The organism is Arcticibacterium sp. GJ41-1 (assembly GCF_055808875.1).
Map to the genome: position 1 here is coordinate 773,859 of NZ_CM147888.1, position 16,116 is coordinate 789,974.

Consider the following 16,116-nt stretch of genomic DNA (forward strand, 5'->3'; position numbering starts at 1 on the left):
GTTCTGTTAGGGTAACGGTTAAAGTTAAGCAAAGAAATTGGTTCTGCTGAATTCTGCTTATCTCAAAACAGCCAAATTGCTGGTTTGTGCAATCATTTGAATTATTTCAGACGCCCTAAAAACGAAAACACCGGCTATCAATATTGACAACCGGTGTTTAAATTGAAACGAAGTTTTAGATTACCTCAACCCGTTTATATAACTAGCAATTTTCATCACATCAGCTTTTGGCACATGTGGCATTGGGGCCATTGGCGTAGCATAGTCAGGCCAGTTTTTTGGCTGAGGAACTGCAATTAATTCGGCAATTTTGGCATCGCTGTATTTTCTTTTGGCAATGTCTTTAAATGCTGGTCCAATCACTTTTTTGTCTTGTGAGTGACAAGCCAAACAGGTATGCTTTTGAAGCAAAGGCTTCACCTCATCATAAGTAGGAGCAGCAGCCGAAGCTTTTGCTTGACCTTGACCATCAGGAGAAACCAATTTCTTAACTGTTTTTGAAGCAGAAGCAGGTTTTGCTTTTCCAGAATCCGTTGTTTTCAAATCTGATGTTGACGCTTTATCTCCTGCAGGAATATTATTCAAAGTATAATAAACAGTAGGGTGAATTAGTGAGTAGTAGGTACCAGCAGCTCTAATGCCGTCAAGGTTTAGCTCATGTACAAAGTACTTTCTTAAGCCATCCATTACTATTCTCAGTTTTTTGCCATCGGCAGAAAGTTTAACACCTTTAATGTTTAAGTCTTCTCTATAAATAGGAGGCGAACCATAAACTGGGTGGTGCTTATAGTTAAAACTAGAAGCAGAAATAGAAGCTAAATCTTCCGCAGATTTTCTATCTACCGGCAATGTAAATTCTACTTCAAAACCATCAGGCATAGCCTTTACAGTTAGCATTTCAAATGGCATTTTACCATTCCATACTAACCTTTGGAAACCTTGGTTGGCATCTCCAGCAGAGCCCCATCCACGGTTAGTTTCTCCCACAAAAAGAGAACCGTCTTTAGCCCAATCCATTCTCATTACACCAGACTGAAAACCACTTCTAAAGTCCCAGGCAGCACCTTGGTACTCACCATTGATTTTCTCCATAAACACACGCATGATTTTAGATTGACCTTGGTCACCTATAAAAATCTGGTTGCTAAATGGGCCAAAAGCTCCTTTAGTTTCGTCTTTTATTAATTCTGAATTAGAAATACCAAGAATACCATGAGGTAACCAAACTACAGGAGTTTGTACCTGTGGGTATTTTTCTTTCAGCTGCCAAAGCATATCTGGCGTTTCGTCTACCACGTTTTCAGGTTTGATATAGGCACCTGCTGCGTTTCTAACTTTTCTGTTGTCGCGTTCCGCAAAAAACTGCTCTTCCGTAAGTTTGGTAGGCGAGTCTTCCGTGGTCCATGCTAAACTAGCTGGGTGACCTGTAAAAGCACCTTTTTTCAAATGCCAAATTCCACCAGAACCCATCCAGTCACCTTGATTGTCGGCATAAAATAACTCACCGTCAATCATTCCTAAACCAGCTGGGGAACGCATTCCTGTAGCCCACTCTTCTCTATGGCCATCAGGAAACACTTTAAATACAGTCCCTCTAGTAGGCACTCTTGCTTCTCCTCTCCACCATTCTTCGTTTCCAAAAGCTACGTTTCCACTAACAAAGAAGCTACCATCTGGAGCAAATTTAGGTCCGAAAGAATACTCATGGTAATGCCCAGAAACTGGCCATGCACTTACGGTTTCATAACGGTCTGCTTTGCCATCTCCGTTTTCGTCGGTTAGTTTAGTTAGCTCACCACGCTGCACGCAATAGAAAGAACCATCTCGGTATTCTAAACCAAGAATTTCATGTAAGCCAGAAGCAAATAACTTGTAATATGGTTTTCTGCTAAGTGGGTTTTCCAGAATCCAGATATCTCCTCGTCTGGTAGAAACAGCCACAGAGCCATTAGGTAATGTACATACACCACCCACCTCTAAAAGCACTCCTTCAGGAACTGGCGGCGTAACAATTTTGTAAAAATCTTCTTCTTTTGGAGACTCTTGAGCTTGCACAGCAAAGCAGAAGAGGCTTAAAAGTAATATTTGTAATTTTTTCATTTATCTAAATCTTTTAATATTAGAATAATAGCTCGTAAGTCAATTGGTCTTTCACCGCAACTTTTAGCTCTTTTTTGTTGCCATTTGTGCTGATAATAACAGAAGCATTCGGGTCTAGTTTTATGTACCAGCTTTTATTATCAATCGCATATAAGTTGTCAGACATTTTTTCAATCTTTGAAGCACTAGTCAGTTTGGCAAACAAATCTTTTGAGCCGTCTACCGTAATAGTTCTTTCAAAGTTTTTTCCGTCTTTAACCCTGATTTTGTCGCTTACTTTAGAGCCATAAATTTCGTAAACGAAAGTTGGCATATTGTTTTCATCTATGGTGTAACCCTTTGGTTTGTACCCAGTACCTACGGTGTCTTTAGGCCAGGCCAATGCCGTTTTCGCAAGCGTCAAATCATTGTTAAGTAATGTCAATGAACCTCTTGGTCTTGAAGAACCGTCTCCTCTGCTATCCCACATTGGCGTAGCATCTAAGAAATCGCCTCTCCAAAATTGAAGCAAAGCACCCTTGTCAAGGTCATACGTGAAGTGAATATTTTCTGGTGTACCAACGCTTATGGCGTGAACAATTCTGATTCGTTCGTCGCCATTGTCAAAATCCATAAAACTTCTAAGGTTTGTATTGGTTTTGGCATCAATTAAAATAGGGTCGGTAGCTTTATTTCCAAACATAGAGCTTGGTGAGTGAAGAGCCACTTTTCTAAAACCAGGACCAGTCACAAAGAGACCCAATGTAGGGCTCATCCAGCCGTCATATTTCGCATTATATATTTCTAAGGAATGCTTACCTGCTTTTAATTCAATTACACCTGTTCTTTCGTCATTTGAACCTGTGTATTTGTTGGCCAAAACTTCTTTTCCGTCAATGCTTAGCGTGTTGTTAGCGGAGGAAAACTGATTGAAAGTATATTTCCCATCTGCTGGGGCGGTAAAATCTCCTTTAATAGTATAAGAGTATTCGTTTGGCTGCTTCATGAATTCCCACGAAAGCTCTTTTAACTCGCCTGAGTCGTCAATCGCAAGATTCTTTGGGTCTGCACTTGGGTCATAAGGAGCATAAGAAACTTTGTATGTTAAGTTTTCCAAGCTTGCACTTGGTTTATCAAAGTTGCTTATCATGATGTTTTTTAATGCTAAAGAACCATGGTCGCCTTGAAATCTTAATGGACCTTTTGCCACATCTTTTGCAGTCATGGCACCTCTAGTTACACCCGAAAGCTCCACATTTTCATGAATCAACATGCCATTCAGCTTTACAGAAAGAATTTCGGCATTGGCTATTTTATTTCCTTTGGCGTCAAACTTTGCCGCTTGAAAAGAAATATCCATGTGCTGCCATAAGCCAGGAGCTTTAGCTGCATTTATTCTTGGAGCATAGCCTTGATAGCCTTTTTGACCTTCAGGTTTACTTTCGTCCCATCTTTGGTAAATTCCACCACAGTCTCCGTAGATAGGGTTTTTCTTTCCCCAACTATCAAACAATTGAATTTCATAGTTTCCTTGGAGATAGATGCCTGAATTAGAACCTTTGGCTATCATAAAATCAAATGATATATCAAGGTCGCCATGTGTAAAGTCTGAGACTAATTCATATTGTCCGCCATAGGTACCATGTTCATGGATGTTGGCCAATACGCCTTTACCGGCAGTAGTTTCAAGGTTATTGTCAAGGAAAGGATTGGCAGAGGCACTACCCACAATACTCCAATTGTTCGCTTTATTCGAAAACCCAGATAGGTCGTCAGATAAAATCTTTTCCTGAGCAAATAGGAGGTTGATACTCCCTAGTAGGAGTAGCCCGAGAGCATTTTTTTTCATTTGTTTATGTATTTTCTAAAATGGAACTTCAAATATAAGTCGAGAAAATTCGATATAAAGCCTAAGTTGTCAGCTTTTTAGGTAGAAAAGTAGACAAGAGGATAGATTTTCAGTTATTAAAAGAATTTAAAATCTAGAAGTCAATTGTTTATTTGTTTGATAAAGTGGCTCTTATATTCTAAAAATTATAACTAAGGGTTTATTTAACCTCTAGCATAAAGTTTACCGAAATTTAAAGTTGCCGTAAGGCTTCTGTTCTCTAGCTGGCAGATTTTGTTCAAGAGTTTCTTTTTGATTACTCTCCTTTTATAAGAGCTAAAATATCGGACATCCCTTCTGGTGAAATAGCACCCTCTAAACCGTTTGGCATAGCAGACTGTTTGGCTATTTGACGAGATTTTATAGCTGTCTTCGCTATATTTTCTGTTTGCCCACCAAGTGTTTTCAGGCTTAATGAGTTTTCACTTTCCGAAACAATAATACCTGATAGGTAATTACCATCATTTGTTTCAATGTTCCATTGACCGTATTTATCGGCAATGGAATTATTAGGGTTTATGATTTCTGTAATGATAGAATGTTTGTTTCTGCTTTTTAAAGTGGCTAAGTCAGGGCCAAAGGCAGTGCCGTCTTTACCGTCAATTTGATGACAAATAGCACAGTTTTGAGCAAATAGTTTTTTGCCGTTTTCGGCATCACCTTTTATATCAGCAGCTGGTAAATAGTTTTGAAGCACGGCTTTACGGTCTTCATTAATAGCAAACACCTCTCTGGCGTAGGTTCTAATATCGGTATCATAATAATTCATCAAATGAACTATTTGCGGCCATTCAATATCCGTCTTGGCAATATTTCCTAACTCTACCTGCTTAATTAATTCAGAAACTTTGTTTTCGTTATTCAGTAAGTAAGCTATCCAAGCCTTTTTGGAAGAACTGGTCAAATCTGTGTATTTCTTGTTAATACTTGCCAATTCAGTGCTGCTTAAAGTATTTGACAAAGCTTTTATTGATGCTAATTGCAATTTTTCATTTTCGCCGGTAAGAATATTTTCAAGGATTTTGCCCTTGATTTTAGGCTCTCCTAAAGTTGATAACAAGCTCATTCCGTCTATCTGAAATTCGATGTTATTATCGCTTTTCATTTTGGCATAAATAGGATTAGTGTTCAAAGTATTGGAAACCTTATATACATCAAAAACACGAATCATACTTTTGCGAAGTTCAGGATTTTGACTGTTTAAGAAAGTGTTCAAGAGTTGCTCTTGTTCTAACTTGGTCAACGACTTTGGGCTGCCATAGGCCTGTATAGATGATATGCCAGAAAGCATGGCGGCTTGCCACCAACTGTTATTGTCACCCTTAGCGTCTAGAATGTTAGCAATTAGATTAGCTCCCCCCTTTTTAAATATGGTGGCGGCCAAATGAGTAAAAAACTCACTTTTATTTTTTGAGGCCTCCGCTCCAAAATCACTTACGGCATTCTGAAATAATTGTTCTTCAGAACCTGCCGAGGAGGCTATGGCTGCAATGCCTACCCATTTGTCTTCCACATCTTGCTTTAGAATAGTAGACTTTAATGCTTCTTTCTCAGGGAAATCAAAAAAGGCAGCGGAGCAAAGCCATTGAAACCTGACTCTTTCACTTAGGTCATTTGCCGTTTTTAATATTGCCGCTTTGAGTTCATCTGTTTGGAAATCGGGGTTTGACCAAACTCTATCAGCTAACTGTAATGCGTTTTCTCTTACGCCTGGTTCTTCAGCTGTTAAAGCCGATTTCAAGTCATCACTTGTTAATTCTTGCCAATCATGAAGCAGCCATAATGCAGGAATTTTGGCTTGCTCATTACTTTCGCTCAATATTTCATGAAGAATAGGGGCAGCCGCATGGTCGTCTCTTTGAAAAAGTAAACGCTGGGCGGTTCTTCTATACCATCCATTTTCATGTTTTAAAAGTTCGGCCAGTTCTTCTGTAGATTTTTTTCCAAGGGTCAAGACACTCATCCAGTCCATTTTAAGACCACTTTTTGGTGTTATCCTGTAGATTCGGCCTTTGTTGGTTCCTTCGTATAAAGCACCACTTTCGTTTACTTCATCACTCATCCACTCTGGGTGTTCCACTATTTGGCGGTAATAATCTACCACATATAAAGCTCCGTCTGGTCCTACATAAAAGAATACAGGTCTGAACCAAGGGTCTTTGGAGGCCAAAAACTCTTTATTTTCCAAGACTCTTTTTCCTGAAAAAGTAGCTCCTTCTGTTTCTATATGGTCTATGTGAACTAGATTATGAACGGGCTCACCTATCAATGTGGTATTTTCAAAGCTTGAGCCAAAAGCTCCGCCATCGTACCAAGTGATGCCGCAGCTAGATGTTATTTGACCCACATCGGTTAGCAATTGATGATTTGGGTTTAGTGTAATTGGAAATACTTTGGCGGCATTGCCGTGGTCAGAAAACTTCTCCATGGCTTCCTCTATCGCCAAATTTGGATTTGCATTCACATAGCGTGCATCCATCACTTCATGGAAAAGGTGATTTGCATTATCTGTGTAAAATCGATGACCCCATGGGTCGGTCGTATGCCCATATTGTGATTCGCCAGAGAGCGTTTCAAGCTCTAGCGAATTAGGCTTAAAGCGAACATTCCTTCCATCTGCATTTCTTGCCAATTTTGGCGACTGAGCTTCATTTGCGAATCTTACTTCAGAGCCTTTGTCGTTAAAAACATGCTCGTAGGCAAATGAATTAATGGCACCAGAGTGAGCCACATAAATCCAGTTGTCAATGCCGAATTTGGGGGTATTCATGTTATGCTGCGGGTTTGAAAGAGAAAACCCAGTAAGCATGGCTTTTATGACATCAGCTTTGCCATCATTGTCTTTATCAGCTAGGAATGTTACATCTGGAGCATCTGCCACCAAAATTCCATCTTCCCATTTCATTAAGCCCATTGGCAATGTGAGGCTGTCTGCAAAAATTTCGCTTTTATCTGGCAAACCGTCTCCATCGGTGTCTATTAGCTTTTTGATTTTCCCTGTTTTTGTTAAATCCAATGGATATCCAGGCATCTCGGCTACATACCAATCTCCGTTTTCATCAATTTCTATGGCAACTGGGTCAGAAATAAGAGGTTCGGCTGCCACTATTTCAATATTGAATCCATCCATGATTTCAAAATCAGCCAAAGCTTTTTGGAATTCAGGATTTTGGTCGAAGTAAGCAGGGTTTGGTTTTTCGCAGGATGCTAAAATAATTAGGATAAACAGAGAGAAGTATTTCATGGGGCTAGTGTTATTTACTGTAATTTAAAACTTACATATGACATACACTCTTTAATTACTTGACTTTCGTAAACTGTTTCGTCGTATTTGTTCTTTAGCCTTTTGAAGAAACTCTGAAATGTAGGTTTTACGCTAGTTTCCATTTTGATTCTATAGTAATCTAGCTCTTCTTGTTTATAGGTTTTGGGTTGGCCGTTGGTATAGGCCACGAAATATTGATTTCTTTCGCATAAAGCACCCATGTAACAAATTTTAGCACCTAATTCGGGCTCAGGATTAGCAGCTAGTGCCTTTTCAAAACACTCTTTAGCATAGGTATTTGTAAAGTAATCTTCGGCAGTTGGTTCGCCGTATTGAATTTCCATGGCACTCCATTCACGGTCAGAAAAAAGCCAGCCATTTCCCCAGTAGCTCATATTATAAGCTGCTAATCCTAGCTCATACCAAGCTCTTGCATTTTTCGGATTCTTAACTACTTCATTTTGGTTTTTGACAGCATTTTCCAAGAAGTATAATGGATTGAGCAATCCCTCATCTACTTCTTCCCCCATAATAAATTGTCTTGGAATTGGAGAGAAATAATGTGTAAAAGGACCTTCCTGAAAATGGGACACTTCACATTGTTTGAATGCGGCAAGTGCTTTTTCGTATTGCTGGCTTCTAATGAGTTTTCTGCCATAAGCCATCAACAGGTTTTGCTTATTGATGCCTGAAAGGGCAATTAATTGCTTGTCTGCAGTACTTAAATCTTCGCTATTAATAAAGTCTAATGTCGCCTCTAAAAGCTGTGCTTCTTGTGTTTCCAAAAGTCTTGCTTCTGAAGTACCGTTCATGTAAGAATAATTATCCTCTTTTACTGCGGCAATATTCTCTGCCAAGAAAGCCTTCACTTTTTGGGTATCAATACTTTCTACCTTGTTTTTAAAGCATGACTGCAACCAGCTTTTAGATTCAACAGTTTTAACACTTAAATACTTGTCTTGTAACCTATCGGTCAATAGCACCAAAACATTATTATCTCGGAAGGTTTCTACTTTTTTAAATACAGCTATTTGCTCTAGCAAACTTTCTTCCTCATCTACGGCTTCGGTTTCTAAGAAATAGAGTGTTTTAAAAAGCTGTATTTGACGTTTCAAAGCAGTGTTATTCACATCCTCATCCTCCGCTTTTTCCAGAAGCGGTTCCATTGCTAGGTAATCGCCTTTTATATAGTGGAGGTAGGCAGCCGTGGTTAGCCAAAATGCCTTTTCCTTTAAACTTTTGCTTTTTAATAAGTCTGCATTAAATGCTAAAAGCGATTGAAAGTATGTTTTACTTTCATTTTCAATACCCTGAACTTTTGAAGAGTCTATTTTATAATCTTGGTCTAAAACATCAAGGTTATGAGAATATAAACCCGCATTTTTTTCGGCATAAAAATTAACTTCATTTTTATTGATTTCTCTCGCCATGACCAATTCCAACATCGGATGCTTTGGGTCTATGGCAATCATCTTTTTTAAGAGTTCCAGTCCATCTTGAAAAGGTTGGATGGCCTGCAAAGCATAAACCATTAGTTTTTCTTCCTCATTTTGGCAAAGCTGAATCGCGTCTTCAAAATGTGGTTTATTTAGCCTTCTAACACTTAAATCAGCTTGGTTTCTTCTGGTGGGTGATTTCTCAAAAATTTTCGCAAATTCTAAAACAGCTTTTGCGGTGTCTCCTTTGTAAAGTAAGGCTCCAGCATACCTGCTTTGAGACCATTCCGAGATGTATGTTGTTGTTTTTACCTCTTTTTTGAATTTCTCATAGTCTTCAAACAAAGAACGCCAGTCATTAACTTTAGCGTCTATTTTCATCAATTGAAAAGCGTAGCGTTCCTTTATGAAATCACTGTTTGACTTATTGGCATTTATAAGGGCAACATCTCTAAGGTCGGCTAATAGTTGCTCATTGACGGGCTCAGCTGGCTCCCAATAGCTGGCTCTTTTTTCAGTTTCTTTATCTACTTCTTGTGCTAATAGTACATAATCGGCAGCCTCAGGTTTTCCGATTTTTCGAAGTTGCGATGCAAATTTTTCCCCTGATGTTTTTTCGTACAAACCATTTTTAATGGCCGCTTTGTCAATCTTTTTGTCTGCGTAATTATACCAGCTTTCAATATTGAGCGAATCTGCCAATTGAGCAGAGCTCAGCATAGAATACTGCTGGTTTAAGTAGTCGTTGGTGTAAAAATAAGGCTGTGTAGCAGAGGGATTATTGGCCGCTTCAGGGTAAAAAATGGTGAAGTATTCTGTAAAATCTAGCGGACCTGGTCCACAGGCAATAGAGAAAAGAATAAAGTAGGAGAGAAGTCTTTTTAGTTTCATTGGTTTAAACTATAATCTAATTTTCTAACAGCTTCGCATATTGTTTTAGTGTAAAGTTTTCCAAGCTTTTGTCGTCAAGGTGAAAGAGCAAAATTTGCACATCTTTATTGTTAACCCTTTCAAGAATAGCTTTTTTGACCTTGTTGAGGGTTTTGAAGTCCACTTCTTCATGCCTAAAAACGTCGCCTTTTCGGAAAGACTGATTCTGAAACTCACAGTTTTCTTGACAAATAAGCAGTTTGTCGTTTTCCCCGGATTTGGTATTAAAATGTTTTCTTAAATCTAGCTTAGAAACATTTTTGAAATATGTATGAAACCGATTATTTCTAAAAACTATGGCTTGCTGATAAATGGGCAAAGCAATGTTAACGGGCAGTGGGTATTCTGGTAGGCGGTAAATGTATTGGTCAATAATGCTTGGGTCAAAAAGCGAATTTTTGGTGTTTATGTTGGTCCAGTCGCCCACATTATATAACATGAGTGCAACTCTGTCTACCGGCGGTACGCCTGTTTTTTCTTTGAATTTAACTTGATGAAGCCTTAGGGTAGCGGTGAGTTTGATTTTGTTATCAAATTTAGCATTCAGTTTTTCTAGAAATAGAAAGTATTTAGCTTTTGTGGTTTTGGTCCAGTCGCAGTCTAACTGTATTTCATCAAAACTTAATGAGTCGGCAGAAGCGATAGATTTTATTTTAATAGCGGTTTTAGAAACAAGGTCGCCTATTTCAGTTTCGTTTATCTCTTTGAAGGTTCTGTTAGTAATGTAAATAACAGGAACTATATCGCCTTTTGGACTGTCTTTAAATTTTACAATACTTTTCGGGATAGCTTCATTTGCTTCAGCGTTAAAATCGATATCAAAAAAGCGAATGTAAGTTTTCTGAATGTTGAGTGTTTTGATAGTTTCTTTCGCTTTCTGTGAAGGTTGAAAGCTCGCTTTCCAATGGTATACAGCCTTTGATATGACCTTTTTCTCTGGCTTTTCAGAACAGGAAAGGACAAACAAACAAAAGCAGCACAAGAAGAAACGACAAGTCATAGACTCAAAGTAAAAGCTTTTCCGCAACTTTGCGAATCAAAATCTGATAAGCTTGGACAAGAGTATTGATTTTTGACTAAGTCATAGATAAAAGAGAATCTGACAGCCTGATTAAAGGCTCCATTATATGAACACTTATTTTAAACTACTTTCTTACGCCGGAAACCTAAAGAAATTTGTCATTCCGTTTTTGTTTACCTCTCTTATAGCGGCGGTATTTGGGGTGTTAAACCTGGTGCTTTTAAAGCCTATTTTAGATGTACTATTTGGTCAGGTAGAACCAGAAGTTGTTTCGGGAATGCTTCACAAACCAGAAAACCTCAACATACTAGATTGGTTCAATTATTATTTCGCTCATTTTCTAGAAACAAAGGGTAAATTAGGAGCACTACAATTTGTTTGCATTGCTCTTATTCTAGGTATTTTCATTGGGAATATTTTCCGATACCTCAGCTTACGTTTATTGGAAGGCTTTAAGGTGAACATGGTTTCAAACCTCCGTCAAGCCATTTTTGACAAATCATTGCTGCTGCCTATAGGCTTTTTTAATAACCAGAAAAAAGGAGATATTATTTCTAGAATCACCACGGATGTGCAAGAAGTAGAAAACAGTATTGCCAATACCTTTTCGGCTGCTATTAAGGAGCTTTTTCTTTTGGTGGGTTATCTGATTGCCCTTTTTTATATGTCGTATAAGTTGACACTTTTTGCTTTGATAGTGATTCCTATTACAGGTACATTTTTGGGTTTGATGCTGAAAAAGTTAAGACATGATGCTGGCGAAGGACAGGGCAGACTTAGTAATATCATGAGCTTGATGGATGAGACTTTTGGCGGCATGCGTGTGGTGAAGGGGTTTGTGGCAGAGAAATTTATCAGCAATAAGTTTGAGACAGAGAATCAGGGCTATAAACGTTCTATTTTTTCTTACGCAGCCAAAAGAGAATTGGCAAATCCTTTCTCAGAAGTGGTAGGTGTAAGCATGGTGGCTTCGCTCTTGCTTTATGGAGGAAGCTTGATTTTGTCAGACCAAAGTGCCTTGGATGCGTCTACTTTTATGGCGTATATCGCTCTTTTTTCTCAGGTGGTTCGTCCCGCCAAAACCATCGCACAAGCATTTAGTGCTTCGCAAAGAGGAATAGCTTCGGGTGATAGAATTTTGGAGGTTTTAAACATGGAACCAGAAATTTCAGACAGTCTTAATGCCAAAGAGGTTAAAACCTTAGACAATGAAATAGCTTTTGAAAATGTTTCTTTTGCCTATGAAGAAGGTCAAAAAGTACTTCAGAATGTCAATTTCAAATTAGGGAAAGGAAAGACAGTAGCCTTAGTGGGTCCATCTGGTGGAGGTAAATCTACACTGGCCGATTTGTTACCAAGATTTTATGAACCAACTGATGGTCAAATAAAGTTAGACGGAATTGATATTAATGAAATATCGCAGGCTTCTTTAAGAAATTTGATGGGTATAGTGACTCAAGACCCTGTTTTGTTTAATGATAGTATTTATAATAACATCACTTTTGGTAAAGACGTAAGTCGTGAAGATGTTTTAGCTGCCGCCAAAATTGCGAATGCCCATGAGTTTATAGAAGAGCAGTCTGAAGGCTATGAAACAGTTATAGGAGACCGTGGTGTCAAACTTTCAGGAGGGCAGCGTCAAAGAATTTCTATTGCAAGAGCCATTCTTCAGAATCCACCCGTTTTGATATTGGATGAAGCTACTTCTGCTTTGGATACAGAATCAGAAAAACTGGTACAAGACGCTATCATGCATCTCATGAAAGATAGAACCTCACTTGTGATAGCACACCGACTTAGTACTATCCAACATGCGGATGAGATTTTAGTGATAGACAAAGGTCAAATAGCAGAAAGAGGAACACACCAAGAATTATACACTGATGCGGATGGTATTTACCACAAATTGGTAGAGTTGCAGGAGATTTAGGTTTCTGAGGTTTTGGGTTTTACCATGAAAAACGAAAGCTAGACTTCCGTTTTTCATGGAGAATGATGTTAAGCTAGCTTAAATTATCAACGCACATTTTTCCCAAAGGTTACACCTTCCCAAGAGTCAGTTCTGAACGGTGTCATTGGTAGGCCATCGCGGTTATACATGTTACAAACAGGATTGTTTGCCCATGCGTATCTTACAGAAACTGGGTTTGAAATACTTTCGCTTGATATTTCCATTTGGTTACTAGAAATGATTTTGGCATCTGCCCAAACGAACTTTTTATCTGCTCCTGCAATAGCAAAACCTTTAGGTTCTTTAGTGTCAAAAGAGTAAAGACCTTGCCCAACATTATCAAAGGTCAATATAATTTTATCTCCCTTTACCTCCATTGATTTATAGCTAGGTCCTTCATAAATAATGTCTTTATGGTAATCTCTGGCCAAAGCTATTCTTACTAAACGGTCGGCTACGGTTTGTTTATTTCTAGGGTGAATGTCTCTGCCTTCGCCAAGGTCAATGATGACAGCCTCGCCTACATTTGGAAGCCTATCTTTTGTCATGGTTTGAGCCTCACGAAGTTCTGCCCAGCCACTTTCTTGTGGTTGCTCGGTTTCTGCCATGAAGTCTGCCAGCTGTACATAATAGAATGGGAAATCACCTTGTTTCCATTCGTTACGCCAGTTTTGAATCATCAAAGGGAATAAATCACGGTATTGATAAGAACGGCCTGCGTTTGATTCACCTTGATACCAAATAACACCTTTGATTCCATATCCAATAGTAGGATGAAGTACGCCATTATATATGTTTGCAGGGCGGTGATTGCCTGTCATTAAATCGTATGGTTTTCTTGGCATAGCCTTGTCTTCTTTATTGGCTTCCCACTCTTCCACAGATTTTCTCCACTTCTTTTTTTCTTCCTCGTAATCATAAGTAGACTCTAGCTTTTTCCAAGATGCCATAAATTCGCTAAAGTTTTTATCAGCTTCTAAAACATCTCTATTTACCCAAGATTCGGCTGCAGAACCTCCCCAAGCATTGTCAATAAGACCAATAGGAACATCTAATGCATGATGTAAACGCTGTCCGAAGAAATAGCCTATCGCAGAAAAGTCGGCAGCAGTTTCTGGTGTAGTTATTTCCCAAGAGCCTTCAAAATCATCTTGGGTTTCTGGAGTACCTACTCTAGGCACGGTAATTAATCGGATATTTGGGTAATTGGCTGCAGTAATGGCTAAAGGGCCACTAGTGCTTCTTTTGAGTTCCCATTGCATGTTAGATTGGCCAGAGCAAATCCAAACTTCGCCTACCAATACATCGTCAAGAAAGAAATTAGAAGATTCTCCATCAATGTGCATTCTATAAGGGCCACCTACAGGCAAAGGTTTTAAAACCACACGCCAGTTTCCTTTGGCATCTGCTGTGGTAGAGTGGCTTTGACCGTTTATCTCTACAGTTATTTTTTCGTTTGGCTTCGCCCAACCCCAAACTGGATTATTCTGCTTCTGTTGCAAAACCATGTGGTCGCCAAAAATAGACGGTAATTTGATTTGTGCATTTGCCTGAATGGCAAAAAGGAGTGCGAGGAATAAGGGGATAAGTCTTGTCTTAGTCATTGTTTACGTTTTTATATGAGGGTTGAAAAAAGAGGAAAGTTTAGCTTTCACTTTAGTGTTCCAATATACTATTTTAAAGGTAAGCTCTAAACAGAGAATAGGTTAAAACAGGAAATTGACCTACACTGTCGGTTAAAATGAACTACTAAAATACCTTAAGTTTTAAAAACAGTTGGATTAAAGAGCATCAAATTCTTTTCTTAAATTTAGCATTCAAACCTATTGAAAAATTAATGGCGAATTTTAATATTGATGCAAAGAAGGATATGACCTATGACGCTATTGTCGTTGGGTCTGGAATTAGCGGTGGATGGGCTGCTAAAGAACTTTGCGAAAGTGGACTTAAAACTTTAGTCCTAGAGCGAGGCAGACTGGTAGAACACGTGATAGATTATCCTACCATGAATAATGACCCATGGGATTCTGAACTTCGGGGGGCTGCATCTGTAGGTGACCTGAAAGAACGACAGATAAATGCTCGCACCGGTTTTGTTGGGGAAAACAACATGCATTTTTTTGCTAAAGATGATGAGAACCCATACAAAGAGGTTAAGCCTTTTATGTGGGTAAGGGCAAACCAAATGGGAGGTCGTTCTTTGCTTTGGGGGAAACAGTGTTACCGTTGGTCTGACTTAGATTTTGAGGCAAATGCCAAAGATGGTCATGGGGTAGATTGGCCTATACGCTATAAAGACATTGCTCCTTGGTATACACATGTTGAAAAATTTGCTGGTATCTCGGGTGAAGCAATAGGCTTACCACAGTTGCCAGATAGTCACTTTTTGCCTCCTATGGAGCTAAACTGTGTAGAAAAAGACGTTAAGAAAAGAATAGAAAAGGAGTTCCCTGGCCGCAACATGATTATAGGACGAGTAGCTCATTTGACAGAGCCTTTAAATGGTCGTGGTCAATGTCAATCTAGAAACCGATGTGACCGTGGCTGTCCTTATGGAGCTTATTTTAGTAGTAATGCCGTGACTTTACCTGCGGCAAATGCCACAGGAAATTTGACAATCAGACCATTTTCTCTTGCAGATTCTATCATTTATGATGAAGAAAAAGGAAAGGCTGTTGGTGTGCGAGTGATAGATTCTGAAACAAAGGAAGTGCTAGAGTATTACGCCAAAATAGTTTTCTGTAATGCGTCTACTATTGGTACTACGCAGTTATTGTTAAATTCTACTTCTAACCGTTTTGAAAATGGTTTAGGAAATGATAGCGGAGAGTTGGGGCATAACCTAATGGACCATACGTACAGAGTAGGGGCTATGGGTAAATTTGATGGTCATGAAGACACGTACTACAAAGGAAGAAGACCAAACGGTATTTATATTCCGAGGTATAGAAATATTGACGAAAAATCAACAACAGATAAATTCTTAAGAGGTTACGGATATCAAGGTGGAGCAGGAAGAGCAAACTGGGGTGCAGGAGCAAATCAAGAAGCCTTTGGTGGAGAATTTAAAGATGCTCTAATGAAACCAGGAGACTGGGAGTTTTTCATAACCGGTTTTGCTGAATGTTTACCATACCATGAAAATCAAGTAAGCTTAGATAGAGACAAATTAGACAAGTGGGGCAGGCCAACTTTGGTGATTGATGCGGAGTTTAAAGAAAATGAATTGGCTATCAATAAGCAGATTCAGATAGATGCTGTAGAAATGTTAGAGAAAGCAGGGTTGAAAGATATTGTGGGTTTTGATAACGAACATGGCATGGGTTACGGAATTCATGAAATGGGCACCGCAAGAATGGGTCGTGACCCTAAAACGTCGGTACTGAATGCTACCAATCAGGTACATGCTGTCAAAAACGTTTTTGTAACAGATGGAGCCTGTATGACCTCTTCGTCTTGTGTTAATCCTTCATTGACCTACATGGCTCTTACTGCTAGAGCTGCTAATCACGCTGTTTCTGAACTTAAAAAGAAAAACCTTTAATA

8 protein-coding genes are annotated in these 16,116 nt (G+C 38.9%); 2 read left to right on the forward strand and 6 right to left on the reverse strand.

The window, feature by feature from the left end; genetic code table 11:
• Window positions 1-180 precede the first annotated feature (180 nt).
• The 5 genes from AC0L6O_RS03190 to AC0L6O_RS03210 form a co-directional block, all read right to left on the reverse strand.
• Window positions 181-2,100, reverse strand: a complete 1,920-nt coding sequence (locus AC0L6O_RS03190; RefSeq protein ID WP_473306278.1) for a hypothetical protein — start codon at window positions 2,098-2,100, stop codon at window positions 181-183.
• Between the two features lie 19 nt (window positions 2,101-2,119).
• A complete protein-coding gene (locus AC0L6O_RS03195) occupies window positions 2,120-3,928 on the reverse strand; it encodes a 3-keto-alpha-glucoside-1,2-lyase-like domain-containing protein (protein ID WP_473306279.1) in 1,809 nt (602 codons plus the stop codon).
• A gap of 295 nt (window positions 3,929-4,223) precedes the next feature.
• Complete coding sequence (locus AC0L6O_RS03200; RefSeq protein WP_473306280.1) at window positions 4,224-7,211, reverse strand: PVC-type heme-binding CxxCH protein; 2,988 nt, start codon at window positions 7,209-7,211, stop codon at window positions 4,224-4,226.
• A 14-nt stretch (window positions 7,212-7,225) separates the two neighbouring features.
• Complete coding sequence (locus AC0L6O_RS03205) at window positions 7,226-9,559, reverse strand: hypothetical protein (protein ID WP_473306282.1); 2,334 nt, start codon at window positions 9,557-9,559, stop codon at window positions 7,226-7,228.
• A 16-nt stretch (window positions 9,560-9,575) separates the two neighbouring features.
• Entirely contained in the window at window positions 9,576-10,625 is a 1,050-nt protein-coding gene (locus tag AC0L6O_RS03210; RefSeq protein ID WP_473306284.1) for a hypothetical protein, read from the reverse strand.
• Between the two features lie 100 nt (window positions 10,626-10,725).
• Here AC0L6O_RS03210 and AC0L6O_RS03215 point away from each other — a divergent pair, with 100 nt between their 5' ends.
• The gene (locus tag AC0L6O_RS03215; protein WP_473306285.1) at window positions 10,726-12,549 is read left to right on the forward strand and encodes an ABC transporter ATP-binding protein; all 1,824 of its coding nucleotides are present in this window, start codon (window positions 10,726-10,728) and stop codon (window positions 12,547-12,549) included.
• Window positions 12,550-12,635: 86 nt separating this feature from the next.
• Here AC0L6O_RS03215 and AC0L6O_RS03220 read toward each other — a convergent pair whose 3' ends face one another.
• Window positions 12,636-14,174 carry a sialate O-acetylesterase gene (locus tag AC0L6O_RS03220; RefSeq protein ID WP_473306286.1) on the reverse strand — a complete coding sequence of 513 codons (1,539 nt, stop codon included), beginning with the start codon at window positions 14,172-14,174 and terminating at the stop codon, window positions 12,636-12,638.
• 233 nt (window positions 14,175-14,407) lie between these two features.
• Here AC0L6O_RS03220 and AC0L6O_RS03225 point away from each other — a divergent pair, with 233 nt between their 5' ends.
• Entirely contained in the window at window positions 14,408-16,114 is a 1,707-nt protein-coding gene (locus AC0L6O_RS03225; RefSeq protein WP_473306287.1) for a GMC oxidoreductase, read from the forward strand.
• The last annotated feature ends 2 nt before the right edge of the window (window positions 16,115-16,116 follow it).